Annotated in this window: 13 protein-coding genes; 12 read left to right on the top strand and 1 reads right to left on the bottom strand. The window is 72.8% G+C overall.

Annotated elements, in window-relative coordinates:
* Nucleotides 1–95 precede the first annotated feature (95 nt).
* The 8 genes from BCL76_RS38405 to BCL76_RS01975 all read left to right on the top strand — a co-directional run bounded on the left by BCL76_RS38405 (nucleotide 96) and on the right by BCL76_RS01975 (nucleotide 9,142).
* Entirely contained in the window at nucleotides 96–1,643 is a 1,548-nt protein-coding gene (locus BCL76_RS38405; protein WP_146228293.1) for a hypothetical protein, read from the top strand.
* A 176-nt stretch (nucleotides 1,644–1,819) separates the two neighbouring features.
* Nucleotides 1,820–2,662: a nitrilase-related carbon-nitrogen hydrolase gene (locus BCL76_RS02005; RefSeq protein WP_109777492.1), complete on the top strand. Its 843-nt coding sequence runs from the start codon at nucleotides 1,820–1,822 to the stop codon at nucleotides 2,660–2,662.
* Nucleotides 2,659–3,954, top strand: coding sequence for an aspartate aminotransferase family protein (locus BCL76_RS02000; RefSeq protein ID WP_109777491.1), 1,296 nt, complete (start codon nucleotides 2,659–2,661; stop codon nucleotides 3,952–3,954). The genes BCL76_RS02005 and BCL76_RS02000 overlap by 4 nt, the downstream gene beginning before the upstream one ends.
* 9 nt (nucleotides 3,955–3,963) lie before the next feature.
* Nucleotides 3,964–5,364, top strand: a complete 1,401-nt coding sequence (hydA, locus tag BCL76_RS01995; protein ID WP_109777490.1) for a dihydropyrimidinase — start codon at nucleotides 3,964–3,966, stop codon at nucleotides 5,362–5,364.
* A gap of 18 nt (nucleotides 5,365–5,382) precedes the next feature.
* The gene (locus BCL76_RS01990) at nucleotides 5,383–6,381 is read left to right on the top strand and encodes a TIGR03842 family LLM class F420-dependent oxidoreductase (protein WP_109777489.1); all 999 of its coding nucleotides are present in this window, start codon (nucleotides 5,383–5,385) and stop codon (nucleotides 6,379–6,381) included.
* 169 nt (nucleotides 6,382–6,550) lie between these two features.
* Entirely contained in the window at nucleotides 6,551–7,087 is a 537-nt protein-coding gene (locus tag BCL76_RS01985; RefSeq protein WP_109777488.1) for an HPP family protein, read from the top strand.
* Nucleotides 7,088–7,405: 318 nt separating this feature from the next.
* A complete protein-coding gene (locus tag BCL76_RS01980; RefSeq protein ID WP_109777487.1) occupies nucleotides 7,406–7,876 on the top strand; it encodes a cation:proton antiporter regulatory subunit in 471 nt (156 codons plus the stop codon).
* Between the two features lie 6 nt (nucleotides 7,877–7,882).
* Nucleotides 7,883–9,142 (top strand): cation:proton antiporter, encoded by a 1,260-nt coding sequence (locus tag BCL76_RS01975; RefSeq protein WP_109777486.1) that lies wholly within the window; start codon nucleotides 7,883–7,885, stop codon nucleotides 9,140–9,142.
* Between the two features lie 365 nt (nucleotides 9,143–9,507).
* Here the strand turns inward: BCL76_RS01975 and BCL76_RS01970 are convergent, their stop codons facing one another.
* The gene (locus BCL76_RS01970; protein WP_109777485.1) at nucleotides 9,508–10,923 is read right to left on the bottom strand and encodes an MFS transporter; all 1,416 of its coding nucleotides are present in this window, start codon (nucleotides 10,921–10,923) and stop codon (nucleotides 9,508–9,510) included.
* A 141-nt stretch (nucleotides 10,924–11,064) separates the two neighbouring features.
* Between BCL76_RS01970 and BCL76_RS01965 the strand changes: the two genes are divergently transcribed.
* From BCL76_RS01965 to BCL76_RS01950, 4 genes are all read left to right on the top strand, one after another.
* Nucleotides 11,065–11,886 carry a helix-turn-helix transcriptional regulator gene (locus BCL76_RS01965; RefSeq protein WP_258309318.1) on the top strand — a complete coding sequence of 274 codons (822 nt, stop codon included), beginning with the start codon at nucleotides 11,065–11,067 and terminating at the stop codon, nucleotides 11,884–11,886.
* Between the two features lie 96 nt (nucleotides 11,887–11,982).
* On the top strand, nucleotides 11,983–12,807 hold the full coding sequence (locus BCL76_RS01960; RefSeq protein WP_109777483.1) for an inositol monophosphatase family protein: 825 nt from the start codon (nucleotides 11,983–11,985) through the stop codon (nucleotides 12,805–12,807).
* A 101-nt stretch (nucleotides 12,808–12,908) separates the two neighbouring features.
* Nucleotides 12,909–14,330: a phytoene desaturase family protein gene (locus BCL76_RS01955; protein WP_109777482.1), complete on the top strand. Its 1,422-nt coding sequence runs from the start codon at nucleotides 12,909–12,911 to the stop codon at nucleotides 14,328–14,330.
* Nucleotides 14,327–14,887 carry an O-acetyl-ADP-ribose deacetylase gene (locus tag BCL76_RS01950; protein ID WP_109777481.1) on the top strand — a complete coding sequence of 187 codons (561 nt, stop codon included), beginning with the start codon at nucleotides 14,327–14,329 and terminating at the stop codon, nucleotides 14,885–14,887. Before BCL76_RS01955 ends, BCL76_RS01950 begins: the two co-directional genes overlap by 4 nt.
* Nucleotides 14,888–14,931 lie beyond the last annotated feature (44 nt).

The raw sequence follows: 14,931 nt of genomic DNA, 5'->3' as shown, positions 1-14,931 counted from the left end.
CCCGTAGCCCGCCCGTAACACGGGTGGGGTCCAATGCGGTCATGGAGACCGCGACTTCGCTGGCGATCAGTCAACTCTCTGGATACTTAAGGGGATTGACGCAGAGGTTGGATCCCGGGGCAGGCTGGTACGGGGAGTTCGTGCGCCGGGATCCGGACGGCATGAGGGCCTGTCTCGACGGGTCGGCGATCCCTCCGTGGGACGTGGTGGAATCGCTGCTGCGGGACCTGGCCGGGGCCCGCGGCGCGGAGTTCGCGGCGCGGGAGACCGTATACGCGGCCCAGCTGCGGGCGGCGGCCGTCACCGTGTGGGACCGGCTGCCGGGCGGCGAGGGTGAGCTGCGGAGCCTGCTCGCGAAGGCCGCGGCGCAACGGGCCGCCTCGCAGACGGCCCTGCGGAGCCTGACGGTACGGCTCGGCCGGGCCGCCGATCGGACCGAGACGGACACCCTCACCCGGGAACTCTCCTGGGCCCAGGACGACGTGGCCCGCGCCGCGGCCCGTCACGAGGACCTGGCGGCCCGCCTTCGGGCCCTGCGGGCGGGCCCCGAAGGGCTGTGGCCGACACGGCCGGAGACCGCCCAGTGGCTGCCCGGGGTGCCCAGGCAGCGGGAGGCCCGCCCCGAACCGGGCGCCGGGCCGGGCCCCGAACCGGGCGCCGGGCCACGTCCCGAACCGAGTGCCGTCCCGCGCCACGACCCGGGCGCCGCGCCACGACCCGGGCCGGAAACCTCCGCCGCCGATGAACCCCCCGCCCGCGTCGAGGCGCCGGTGGGCCGGGCCGAGGGGCGGTGGCTGCGCGGTACGCGGCGCGCCGGAGGCGCCCGGTACGCGGGCTCGGCGGCGGCCTCCATCCCGGCGTTCACCCCGCCGCCGGGGCACCCCGGCGGGGACGGCGCACCGGGTTCCGGTGCCGGCGCCGCGCTCCCCGCGCCGCGCGGAGCCCGCTTCGGCGTCCCGGACGCCCCCGAACCCGTGGCTCCCGGCGCCGAGCCCGCGCCCCAGCCTCCATCCCACCCCGCGCCCCATCCCGCCCCGCGCCCCGAGCACCGGGCCGGTCCCACGACGGGCGCCCCCGGATCCGCCCCCGCCCCCGCCCCCCCCCCCGCCCCCGCCCCCGCCCCCGCCCCCGGAGCCGTCGCCGCCGCCCTGCTCGCCCTGCGCGCCCAGGGCCGCAGCGGTGAGGCGCACGCCCTGCTGTGCGAGGCCGCGGCCCGGCCCGCCGAGCAACTGCCCGCGCTGGCCGCCGAGCTGACCCGGGCCGGGCTCACGGCCGACTGGGCGACCCTGCTGTGGGAGGCGGCCTCCCTCCCGCCCGAACGGCTCGCGGCGGCCGCGGCCGCCCTCGGCGCCGCCGGCCGGGAGGCCGACTGCGACGCCCTGCTGCGCCAGGGCGTCGCCCGCCCGGCCGCCGAGGTCGCGGACGCGGCACTCGCCCTCGACGGCGCCGGCCGGGTCCGAGAGGCCGACGCCCTGCTCGGCGCCTTCGTCCGGGTGCGCACCGCCGAGGAGGCGGCGGGCCTGGCCCGGCACGACCCGCGGTGGTTCGCCCCGAGGCTGCTCCGGGCGGCCCGGGCGCTGCCCGGATCCCGGCACCGCGACCTGCTCCACGCGCTCCGGGTGGCGGGCATCGCAGGAGCGTAGGGGTACTGATCCGCCCGTCTCCTGACCGCATTCGACCGCGGGGCGACGTAACGTGATCGACTACTCCAACCGCGCACGGCGCTCTTGCCCCACGCTGTGACGAGGCCTACGTTCTACTCCCTACGCATACCGTCTACGTGCGTAGAACTCGGCGTTCCCGTCGCGAGGAGCAGCTCATGGCCCAAGTCGTCCGCGCCGCGCTGGTCCAGGCCACCTGGACCGGAGACACCGATTCGATGATCGCCAAACACGAGGAGTACGCCCGCCGGGCAGCCGCCGAAGGCGCGCAGATCATCGGCTTCCAAGAGGTCTTCAACGCCCCCTACTTCTGCCAGGTCCAGGAGCCCGAGCACTACGCGTGGGCCGAGGCCGTCCCCGACGGCCCGACCGTACGCCGAATGCAGGACCTCGCCCGCGAGACCGGCATGGTGATCGTCGTACCGGTCTTCGAGCTGGAGAGCGAGGGCTTCTACTACAACACCGCCGCCGTCATCGACGCCGACGGCAGCTACCTGGGCAAGTACCGCAAGCACCACATCCCCCAGGTCAAAGGCTTCTGGGAGAAGTACTACTTCCGTCCGGGCAACCTCGGCTGGCCCGTCTTCGACACCGCCGTCGGCAAGATCGGCGTCTACATCTGCTACGACCGCCACTTCCCCGAGGGATGGCGGCAACTGGGCCTCGCCGGAGCCCAACTGGTCTACAACCCCTCCGCCACCTCCCGAGGCCTGTCCGCGTACCTGTGGCAGCTGGAGCAGCCGGCGTCGGCCGTCGCCAACGAGTACTTCATCGCCGCGATCAACCGTGTCGGCCAGGAGGAGTACGGCGACAACGACTTCTACGGCACCAGCTACTTCGTCGACCCGCGCGGCCAGTTCGTCGGGGAGGTCGCCAGCGACAAGGACGAGGAACTCGTCGTCCGCGACCTCGACTTCGACCTGATCAAGGAGGTCCGCGACCAGTGGGCCTTCTACCGCGACCGCCGCCCCGACGCCTACGGAGGGCTCGTACAGCCGTGACCAACCCGACCCCGCTCCACAGCCGCCACCGCACCGTCCTGCCCGACTGGCTCGCCCTCTACTACAAGCACCCCATCGAGCTCACCCACGGCGAGGGCCGCCACGTCTGGGACGCCGACGGCAACCGCTACCTCGACTTCTTCGGCGGCATCCTCACCACGATGACCGCCCACGCCCTGCCCGAGGTCACCAAGGCCGTGTCCGAGCAGGCCGGGCGGATCATCCATTCCTCCACCCTGTACCTCAACCGCCCGATGATCGAGCTGGCCGAGCGGGTCGCCGCCCTCTCCGGCATCCCCGACGCCCGGGTCTTCTTCACCACCTCCGGCACCGAGGCCAACGACACCGCCCTGCTGCTCGCGACCACGTACCGCCGCTCCAACCAGATCCTGGCGATGCGCAACAGCTACCACGGCCGGTCCTTCTCCACCGTCTCGATCACCGGCAACCGCGGCTGGTCCCCGACCAGCCTTTCCCCGCTGCAGACGTACTACGTCCAGGGCGCCGTCCGTACCCGCGGCCCCCTCGCCCACCTGGACGACGCCGCCTTCACCGCGGCGGCCGTCGCCGATCTGGAGGACGTGCTCGGCCAGGCCCGCGGGGGAGTGGCCGCGCTCATCGCCGAACCGATCCAGGGCGTCGGCGGCTTCACCTCCCCGCCCGACGGCCTCTACGGAGCCTTCCGCGAGGTGCTGGACCGCCACGGCATCCTGTGGATCAGCGACGAGGTGCAGACCGGCTGGGGCCGCACCGGCGACAACTTCTGGGGCTGGCAGGCCCACGCCCAGAACGGCCCGCCGGACATCCTCACCTTCGCCAAGGGCATCGGCAACGGCATGTCCATCGGCGGGGTCGTGGCCCGCGCCGAGGTGATGAATTGCCTGGACTCCAACTCCATCTCCACCTTCGGCGGCTCCCCGGTCACCATGGCGGCCGGCGTCGCCAACCTCGCGTACCTGCTGGAGCACGACCTCCAGGGCAACGCCCGCCGCGTCGGCGGACTGCTCCTGGAGCGGCTGCGCGCCATCGCGGCCACCGTGCCCGCCGTACGGGAGGTCCGCGGCCGGGGGCTGATGGCCGGTCTCGAACTCACCAGGCCGGGCACCGACGAGGCCGACCCGGACGCGGCCGCCGCCGTCCTGGAGGCAGCCCGCGAAGGCGGCCTGCTGCTCGGCAAGGGAGGCGGGTACAACACCAGCGTGCTGCGTATCGCGCCGCCGCTCTCCCTCACCGTCGCCGAGGCGGAAGAGGGCTCCGAGATCCTCGAACAGGCATTGCGCAGCATCCAGTAGGGGGATCACATGAGCATCCGCACCCTGATCCGCGGCGGCCTCGTCGTCACCGCCTCCGACGAACTGCACGCGGACGTCCTGATCGAGGACGGCCGCGTGGCGGCGCTGGCCACCCACGGCTCGGCGGCGGCCGAGGCCTGGACGGCCGACCGTACGATCGACGCGACGGGGAAGTACGTCATCCCCGGCGGGGTCGACGCGCACACCCACATGGAACTTCCCTTCGGAGGCACCTCGGCCTCCGACACCTTCGAGACCGGCACCAGAGCCGCCGCCTGGGGCGGCACCACCACGATCGTCGACTTCGCCGTCCAGAGCGTGGGCCACTCCCTGCGCGAGGGGCTCGACACCTGGTACGCCAAGGCGGACGGCAACTGCGCCGTCGACTACGCCTTCCACATGATCCTCTCGGACGTCAACGAGAGAACCCTCAAGGAGATGGACCACCTCGTCGGCGAGGGCGTCACCTCCTTCAAGCTGTTCATGGCCTACCCCGGCGTCTTCTACAGCGACGACGGGCAGATCCTGCGCGCCATGCAGCGCGGCGCCGCCAACGGCGGGCTGATCATGATGCACGCCGAGAACGGCATCGCGATCGACGTCCTCGTCGAACAGGCCCTCGCCCGCGGGGAGACCGACCCCCGCCACCACGGCGAGGTCCGCAAGGTCCTGCTGGAGGCCGAGGCCACGCACCGCGCCATCCAGCTGGCACGGGTCGCGGGCGCCCCGCTCTACGTGGTCCACGTCTCGGCGCAGGAGGCGGTCGCCGAACTGGCCGCCGCCCGCGACAAGGGCCTGCCGGTCTTCGGTGAGACCTGTCCGCAGTACCTGTTCCTGTCCACCGACAACCTGGAGGAGCCCGACTTCCAGGGCGCCAAGTACGTCTGCTCCACCCCCCTGCGGCCGAGGGAACACCAGGCGGCACTGTGGCGGGGCCTGCGGACCAACGACCTCCAGGTGGTCTCCACCGACCACTGCCCCTTCTGCTTCCGGGGCCAGAAGGAGCTCGGCCGCGGGGACTTCTCGAAGATCCCCAACGGACTGCCGGGGGTGGAGAACCGGATGGACCTCCTCCACCAGGCCGTCCTGGACGGACACATCAGCCGCCGACGCTGGATCGAGATCGCGTGCGCGACCCCGGCCCGGATGTTCGGCCTCTACCCGCAGAAGGGCACCATCGCGCCGGGCTCCGACGCCGACATCGTCCTCTACGATCCGCACGCCGAGCAGGTCATCTCCGCCGAGACGCACCACATGAACGTGGACTACTCGGCGTACGAGGGCAGGCGGATCACCGGACGCGTCGACACCGTGCTCTCGCGCGGCGAACTCGTCATCGACCAGCGCGAATTCACCGGCCGGGCCGGCCACGGGGCGTTCGTCCCCCGCTCCACCTGCCAGTACCTGTAAAGCTCAAGGAGCCGCCCCATGGACTTCGGCCTCGTCCTGCAGACCGACCCGCCCGCCTCCCAGGTCATCAGCCTCATGAAGCGCGCAGAGCGCAACGGCTTCCGCTACGGCTGGACCTTCGACTCGGCGGTCCTCTGGCAGGAGCCGTTCGTCATCTACAGCCAGATCCTGGCCAACACGCAGAAGCTGCACATCGGCCCCATGGTCACCAACCCGGGCACCCGCACCTGGGAGGTCACCGCCTCCACCTTCGCCACCCTCAACGACATGTACGGCAACCGCACCGTCTGCGGTATCGGCCGCGGGGACTCGGCGATGCGGGTCGCCGGCCGGGCCCCCAACACCCTGGCCCGGCTGGGCGAGGCCATCGACGTCATCCGCGACCTGGCGGAGGGCCGCGAGGCCGAGGTCGACGGCAAGCCGCTGCGACTTCCGTGGATCAAGGACGGGAAACTGCCCGTCTGGATGGCCGCGTACGGGCCGAAGGCGCTCGCTCTCACCGGGCAGAAGGCCGACGGGTTCATCCTCCAGCTCGCCGACCTCTACCTCACCGAGTGGATGGTCAAGTCGGTGCGCGAAGCCGCCGTCGCGGCCGGCCGCGACCCGGCGGAGATCACCATCTGCGTGGCCGCCCCCGCGTACGTGAGCGAGGACCTCGCACACGCCCGGGACCAGTGCCGCTGGTTCGGCGGAATGGTCGGCAACCACGTCGCCGACCTGGTCGGCCGCTACGGGGAGCACTCCTCGATGGTCCCGGACGAGCTGACCGAGTACATCAAGGCCCGGCAGGGCTACGACTACAGCCACCACGGCCGGGCCGGGAACCCGTCCACCGACTTCGTCCCCGACGAGATCGTCGACCGCTTCTGCCTCCTGGGCCCGGTCGAGGCCCACATCGAGAAGCTCCGCGCCCTGCGCGATCTCGGTGTCGACCAGTTCGCCCTCTACAACATGCACGACGCCCGGGAAGCGACCATCGACGCCTACGGCGCCCACATCATCCCTTCCTTCGACTGAATCCCGCTCGCGAGCGGTGCGGGGCCGGCCAAGAGGTCGGCCCCGCACCGCGTTGCCCCGTCGGTGCCGGGTGATCCCCACCGATCCGGGCCGGGGCGTGGTTGTCAGGTTGGAGGTGGCTGCCGCACCAGCCTCCGTCCGGCCGAGGGCCCGTGTTGCAGGAGTTTTCTTGAGCGTCGATTCCCCGATCACCTCTCGGGAGCGGACCGATGACGATGTGGCGGTGGTGGATCGGCCCGGGTGGCGGGCGGCCGCGGGCACGATAGGAGGCCTGGGCACCGTCATGCCGGCCCTGCTCAGCCTGGCGGCCCTGGGCGCGGCGATCCATGAGCCGGTTCTGATCCCGTCGCCGGCCGCCAGCGCCGCGGTCCTGCACGCCGCCCCCGCCACACCGGCGGCCCAGCCCCGCAGCGTGCTGCTCGGCCACCACGTCGGCGCCGCGACCGGGTACGCGGCGCTCGCCCTCGGGCAGGGCGGCCCGTGGACGGCCGCCGCGGTGGGGGCCGTGACCTTCGCCGCGACCGGCCTGCTGCGGGTCCCGCACGCCCCGGCCTGCGCGACCGCGGTCATCGTGATCCTGCAGACCCCCCGAGCCGCCCACTTCGTCCCGCTCCTGGCAGGGGCGGCAGCGATCCTCGTCCTGGTCCAACACCTCGCCTCCCGCGTGGTGCGCGGACAGGAGCGCTACCCCGCCCGCTGGTGGTGAGACCGGCGGGACACGCCGGTCACCTACCGCGAAGAGGCCGCCGACAGGCCGGAGTGTCCGACGCCGACGGGCGCTGCGGGGGATCTTGTCCAGGCCCGTACGAGGGGCTGTGAACTGCGGCGGAACCTACTTCCCCGCCCCATCCTGGCCCCGGTGGAAGACCGCTGTCCATCCGTGCCGACACCCATATTTCGGACCGGCGAAAGGTGGCACGATGGGCCCCGCCGGCGGCCCTGTCCTGCCCGAGATCGAGCGTCCGCCGCAGCGGCATCACGTACGGAACGAACAAGAGGGGGGACAGCTGTGCCTGCTCCACGGATGAGCACCACACCACTGCCCGGCATCGGGGTCCAGTACGACCTCACCACCCGCGAGCACCGCCACCTTTCGGTGATCGCGCACCGCGACGGCGCCCGCACGGTGAACCTCTACCGGGCCGACGACCCCGACGCCTGCGGGCAGTCGCTGCGTCTCACCGCCGCCGAGACCACCTCGCTCATCGACGCGCTGATGCCGGCCCACCACAGCCCGAACCTCCTGCACACCACCGACCTCGGGTTGGTGGCCGAGCGGATCGAACTGTCGGGGCACTCCTACTGGAACGGCCGGGTGCTGGGCGAGACGCGGATGCGGACCGAGACCGGGGTCTCGATCGTGGCCGTGCTGCGCCGCGCGGAGGCCCGGCCCTCGCCCGCGCCGGACTTCCGCCTCGCCGGTGGGGACACGCTCATCGTGATCGGCACCCGCGAGGGCGTCGACGCCGCCGCCTCCATACTCGGACGGGAGTGATCGCCTGTGCATTCCGCTCTCTTCCTGATCGAGTTCGGTGCGATCATCCTGGGCCTGGGACTGCTGGGCAGGCTCGCCGGCCGCTTCCACTTCTCCCCGATACCCCTGTACCTGCTGGCCGGCCTGGCCTTCGGTACCGGCGGGCTCCTGCCCATGGGCGCCAGTGAGGAATTCGTCGCGATCGGCGCCGAGATCGGCGTCATCCTCCTGCTGCTGATGCTCGGCCTGGAGTACACCGCCTCGGACCTGGTCTCCAACCTCAAGACCCAGTACCCGGCCGGTCTGGTCGACTTCACCCTCAACGCCGTGCCGGGCGCGGTCGCCGCGCTGTTGATGGGCTGGGGGCCGGTGGCCGCCGTGGTCCTGGCGGGCGTCACCTGGATCTCCTCCTCCGGCGTCATCGCCAAGGTGATGGGCGACCTCGGCCGCGTCGGCAACCGCGAAACCCCCGTCATCCTGTCCATCCTGGTCCTCGAAGACCTGGCCATGGCCGTCTACCTGCCGATCATCACGGCCCTGCTGGCCGGGGTCGGCCTCGCCGCGGGCAGCATCACCCTGGCGATCGCGCTCGGCGTCGCCGGTCTGGTCCTCTTCGTCGCGGTCCGCTACGGGCGCCACATCTCCCGCTTCGTCTCCAGCGACGACCCCGAGAAGCTCCTCCTCGTGGTCCTCGGTCTGACCCTGCTCGTCGCGGGCGTCGCCCAGCAGTTGCAGGTGTCCGCCGCGGTCGGCGCGTTCCTGGTCGGCATCGCCCTGTCCGGTGAGGTGGCCGAGGGCACGCACACGCTGCTCAGCCCGCTCCGGGACCTGTTCGCCGCGGTGTTCTTCGTCTTCTTCGGCCTGCACACCGACCCGGCGAGCATTCCGCCCGTCCTGCTGCCGGCGCTCGCGCTCGCCGTGGTCACCTCGGGCACGAAGATCGCCACCGGGTACTGGGCCGCGAAGCGTGCCGGGGTCGGGGTCAAGGGCCGCTGGCGGGCCGGGGGCACGCTCGTCGCACGCGGCGAGTTCTCCATCGTCATCGCCGGTCTCGCCGTCACCGCCGGCATCGAACCGGCCCTCGGGCCGCTGGCCACCGCCTACGTGCTCATCCTCGTGGTGATCGGCCCGCTGACCGCCCGCTACACCGAACCCGTGGCCGCGTGGGTCGGCAGCCGCCGTACCCCGCCGCCACGGATCCTGGCCGCGGTGCCGTCCCGTCGGCAGTCCCCGGAGTCCCCGGAGGACCTCAAGGACCAGGCCCAGGACCCCGCCGCGCGCGCGTGAGCCGAGGCGCCCGGGCGACGGTCCCCGAGCGTCCGCGGACCGGCCCCGGGAAGGGCGTCGGACACTCGGGCCGGGGTGCGTGCATCGTGGTGGCCGCGGCCACCACGGTGTACGCCAAGACCCTTGCCCGCCTGGCGTCCGGTGAGGGGCCGGGCGCGCGGACACCGGCATGAGGAGCACCGGCGAGTGACGGACGGCCGGCCCCGACGCCGAGGCGAGCGGGTCGGCGCCGGAGCGCCTCGCTGCTCACGGGCGCGGCCCGCACGGAGCTCGGCAGGGGCGATCCGCCGCCTCCGCCCCACCTGCTGCTCCTCTTCGCGGGAAACCCGCCGTCCTCCCTCGTGGGGGAGGACGGCGGGCCTGCGTCAGGCCTTCCTGCGGCCACCCAGACCCAGGCCCACCAGCACCGCCGCGGCGATGACGATCACCGCGTCGACCGCCAGGACCGTCCGCACCCCGTCGAAGAGCGAGGCCTGCGTGGTGGCCAGGACACCCAGCATCGGGATGCCGATCGTGATGCCGACCTGCTGGGTCGTGGTGACCAGACCGGTCGCCAGGCCCTGCTGCTCGTCCGGCACACCGCTCGTCACCACGAGCCCGTACGAGATGATCGCGCCGAGGTGGCACATGCTGGCCAGCGAGACCGCCACGGTCGCGAGCAGGGCGCCCGACTGCGGGCCCACGCCGAGCAGCGCGGCGCCGAGCACACCCTGGCCGAGCAGCGAGCCGACCAGCGTGCGGCGGGCGCCGAAGCGGCCGATCACCTTCGGCGCGTACGAACCGGCGACGACGGAGGCGAGGCCCTGGACGCCGAAGACCAGGCCCGTCCGGAAGGACGACAGCTCCAGCGTCTCCTGGAGGTAGAGCGTCAGCACGAACACGACCGTCGACATCATCGAGAACGTCACCAGGCCGCCGACATTGCCCCAGGCGACCGTGCGCCGCTTCAGCATCGGCAACGAGACCAGCGGAGCCGGGGACTTCGACTCCACCACCACGAACGCGGCGAGCAGGACCAGCCCGAGCACCAGCGTGCTCCGGACGTCCAGGTCACCGAAGCCGCGCCGGGCCGCCGTCGACAGGGCGTAGATCAGCGCGAGCAGACCGCCGGTGACGGTGACGGCCCCGGGCACATCCAGCCGCGGCCGCTCCGTGGTGCGCGACTCCGGCAACAGCCCCGGCGCCATGACCAGCACGATCACCGCGGCCACCGTGAGCAGCCCCATCGTGGAACGCCAGCCCAGGGTGTCGGTCATGACACCGCCGAGCACCATGCCGACGGTGAAGCCGAGGGACAGCAGGGTGCCGGAGATGCCGAGCGCCCTGTCCCGCAGCGGACCCTCGGGGAAGGTCGTCGTCAGCAGGGACATGCCGGTGGGCACGATGACCGCCGCGCCCAGACCCTGCAGGGCGCGCCCGGTCAGGAAGGAGGCCGGATCCCAGGCGAGGGTCGCGAGCAGCGAGGCCGCGCCGAACAGCGCGAGCCCGGTGAGGAACAGCTTCCTACGGCCGTACAGGTCGGCGATCCGGCCGAAGAGGAGCAGGAAGCCACCCGACGGCAGGGCGAAGGCGGTGATGGCCCACTGCAGGGCGGACCGGCTCAGGCCCAGGTCCTCGCCGAGCACCGGCAGGGCCACGTTCAGTACGGAGAAGTCGAGCGCCACCATGAACTGGGCGGCGCAGAGGACGAAGAGAACCAGTCGGGCCCGGCCCGAGAGCCGGTGGTGCTCGGGGGCCGCCGTGTGCGGCCCGTCGGTCGTTGTCTGTGTGTCGATCGCCATGGCCACCACCCTCGTGGCCGGGGAATGTCCGTGCAGAGTGGGAACTTATCCTGTTGGTGGCACCAACAGGCAGCCGGACAGGGGGACTCAGTGGCCACACCGACCGCGGAACACAGGCGGCCCGAACTGCGCGAGTTCCTGATGAGCAGACGGGCCAGGATCACCCCGACCGAGGCCGGCCTGCCGGACGGCGGGGCCCGCCGCCGTACACCCGGGCTGCGCCGCGAGGAGGTCGCCGTGCTCGCCGGGGTCGGCGTCTCCTGGTACCAGTGGCTGGAACAGGGGCGCGACATCACGGTGTCCGGGCAGGTCCTGGACGCGGTGGGCCGGGTGCTGAAGCTGAGCAGCGCCGAGCGCCGCCACCTGTACGTCCTCGCCGGGCTCAACCCGCCCGCCCTGGAGGTCGCCCCGGGCGAACGGGGCAGGTGCGAAGGCCTCAGGCGGCTGATCGACGCCTGGATGCCGTTCCCCGCGCACATCATGGACCGGTACTGGAACACCGTGATGTACAACGACGCGGCCTCGCTGGTCTTCGGCATGCGCCCCGAGATCACCCAGAACTGCCTGATCGCCTTCTTCACCGACCCCATCTACCGATCGCGTTCCCCGCACTGGGCGGAGATCGCCCGCGTGGTGGTGGCCCAGTTCCGGGCGGCCTGTTCCGAGAGCCCGCACGACGAAGGCTTCCGGGCCGTGGTCGAGGAGGCCCGGGAGCTCAGCCCGGAATTCGTCGAGCTGTGGGAGCGGGGGGACGTACTGCCCGGGGGACAGGTCGAGAAGCAGATCGAGCACCCGGTGACCGGAACGCTGCACGTGGAGTCGACGCAGCTGCGCGTGCCCGCCCGCCCCGACCTGGCGATCGTCCTCCACACCCCGCTGCCGGGCACCGGCACGGCCGAGAAGCTGGAATGGCTGACCTCGCCGGAGGGCCGGCGCGGATCGATGTTCCCGGTGGCCGGCTGAGTCCCCGGACCGGTTCACCGGGTGGACACCCGGTGTCCAGGAGCCGGTACGGCATCGGCGGTGGGGTTTGTCGGTCGGGCGTGCTTTGCTGGAGGCATGATCGATGAGTTTCTGGCCCATGGCCTGTCCGATGTGGAAGAGGCCGTCCGCAAGGCGGCGGCGATCGAGATCATGCCGAGATTCAGGCAGCTCGCCGAGCACGAGGTCGACGAGAAGAACGGCCCCCACGACCTGGTGACCGTGGCCGACCGCAAGGCGGAGGAGAACCTCACGGCCGCCCTGACGCGGCTGCTGCCCGGCTCCGCCGTGGTCGGCGAGGAGGCCGTGCACGCCGACCCCGGGGTGTACGCGGCGCTGCGCGCGGAGGCTCCGGTGTGGATCGTCGACCCCGTCGACGGCACCCGCCAGTTCGTGAACGGCGACCCGGCGTTCTGCACCCTGGTGGCCCTGGCCCTGCGCGGGGAGATCCTCGCCTCCTGGACCTTCGCCCCGGCACTGGAGGAGCTGGCGACCGCCGTGCGCGGACAGGGCGCGTACGTCAACGGCGAGCGGATCCTGAGTGGTTCGCCGGAGCCGGGCGCCGCGCTGCGGGTCGCCATCGCCCACCCGCTCTACACGAGCGACGAGAACAAGCGGACGCTGGCCCGGCTGGACGTCCCCGGGGTCGCGGCCCGCCCCTGCGGCTCGGCGGGCCTGGAATACCTGAAGGTGGCCCGCGGCGAGATGGACGGCCTGGCCTTCACCTGGCCCTCGGCCTGGGACCACGCGGCCGGACTGCTGCTGGTCGCCGAGGCCGGCGGTACGCAGAGCACGGTCGACGGGGTCCCCTTCCGGGTGGACCGCGACAACGCGCTGCCGTTCGCCGTCGGGCGTGACGAGGCCACCACCGTACGCATCCGGGAGCTGCTCCGGGGCGCCTGACCGGGTCCGGCGCGGTCCGGCCGGGCCCCCACCGGTCCGGACGGTCCGGACGGCGGAATATCCTGGGGGTGCAGGCGCGCCGGAGACTTAAGGAGTCGCAAGTGCCGTCTATTCTCGATGTGGTTGTGGTGGGGGCAGGTCCGAACGGACTGACGGCCGCCGTCGAACTGGCCCGGCGCGGATTCTCGGTGGCCGTCTTCGAAGCCGCCGACACGGTCGGCGGCGGCGCCCGGACCGAGGAGCTCACCCTTCCCGGCTTCCGGCACGACCCCTGCTCGGCGGTGCACCCGCTCGGCGCCGGCTCGCCGGTCTTCGCCACGATGCCGCTGGGGCGGTACGGGCTGGAGTGGCTGCACGCCCCGCTGCCCATGGCCCACCCCTTCGACGACGGCACGGCCGCGGTCCTGTCCCGCTCGGTCGCGGAGACGGCGGCGTCCTTCGGGCCGCGCGACGCGGGCACCTACCGGCGTCTGGTCGGACCGTTCCTCGGCAAATGGGACACGCTGGCCCGCGACTTCATGTCCCTGCCGAGCACCGCGCTGCCCCGGGATCCGCTCACGCTCGCCCGCTTCGGCCTCGCCGGACTGCCCCCCTCCACCTGGCTCCTGAGCCGCTTCCGCGACGAGCGGGCCCGCGCGCTCTTCGCGGGACTCGTGGCCCACGTCATCGCACCGCTCGACGGGATCGCCACCAGCGCCGTCGGCCTGGTCTTCGCGCTGGCCGCGCACGCCAACGGCTGGCCGATGCCGCGCGGCGGCTCCCAGTCCGTCTCCGACGCCCTCGCCGGCTACCTGCGCGACCTCGGCGGCACCATCCACACCGGCTTCGAGGTCAAGCGGCTCGACGACCTCCCGCCCGCCCGCACCTACGTCTTCGACACCTCGCCGACCGCGCTGGCCCGCATCGCCCGCCTCGGGCGCGCCTACGACGGCTACCGGTACGGCGCCTCCGTGTTCAAACTCGACTACGCGCTGGACGGCCCGGTCCCGTGGACGGCCGAGGCGCCGCGCCGCGCCGGTACCGTCCAGATCGGCCCGCGCACCCGGGACATCGACGCCGCCCTGCAGCTCGCCTCCGGCGGCCGGGCCCCACGCGCGCCGTTCCTCATCACCGCGCAGCCCAGCCTCGTCGACCCCAGCCGCGCACCCGAGGGCAAGCACGTGTTCTGGGCCTACGGACACGTCCCCGCGGGCTGGGACGGCGATCTCACCGAAGCCGTCGAAGCCCAACTGGATCGGTTCGCACCGGGCTTCCGCGACCTCGTGCTCGCCCGCGCCACGGCCGGCCCGCCCCAACTCGCCGCCCGTAACCCCAACTACGTCGGCGGGGACATCGCCTGCGGGGCCGCCTCGGGCCTCCAGCTCCTGCTGCGCCCCAAGATCTCCCTCACCCCGTACGCGACGGCCCACCCCGCAGTCTTCCTCTGCTCCTCGGCCACCCCGCCCGGCCCGGGCGTGCACGGCATGTCCGGGCACAACGCCGCCAAAGCGGTGTGGCGGCACCTGCGAAAGGGCTCCCGATGACCCGTGTCACCCTGGTCCGCGGCGACATCACCGCCGAGAAGGTCGACGCGATCGTCAACGCGGCGAACTCCTCACTGCTCGGTGGCGGCGGCGTCGACGGCGCCATCCACCGGCGCGGCGGGCCGGAGATCCTCGCCGCCTGCGAGGACCTGCGGCGTTCGCACTACGGCAAGGGGCTGGCGACCGGCCGGGCCGTGGCCACCACGGCCGGCCGGCTCGCCGCCGAGCACGTCATCCACACGGTGGGCCCGGTCTGGTCGCGCGACGAGGACCGCTCCGCGCTGCTGGCCTCCTGCTACCGCGAGTCGCTGCGGATCGCCGACGAGCTGGGAGCCCGTACGGTCGCCTTCCCGGCCATCTCCACCGGTATCTACGGCTGGCCGATGGACGACGGCGCCCGGATCGCGGTGGAGACCGTGCGCGGCGCCCGTACCGAGGTCGAGGAGGTGCGGTTCGTGCTGTTCGACGACGCCGCCTACCAGGCCTTCGCCGACGCGGTCCGCGCCGCCCCGGTTCCGACGGGACCGCGGGCGCGTCCCCGTCCCGCCTCGCCGTGACGGGGACGGGCGCCGGCACCGGTCTCTACGCGGGCATGGGCGGT

Source organism: Streptomyces sp. CG 926, from assembly GCF_003148825.1.
Lineage (GTDB): Bacteria > Actinomycetota > Actinomycetes > Streptomycetales > Streptomycetaceae > Streptomyces.
Note: the sequence above shows the minus strand (reverse complement) of the source record. Positions and strands in the feature narration are given on the sequence as shown.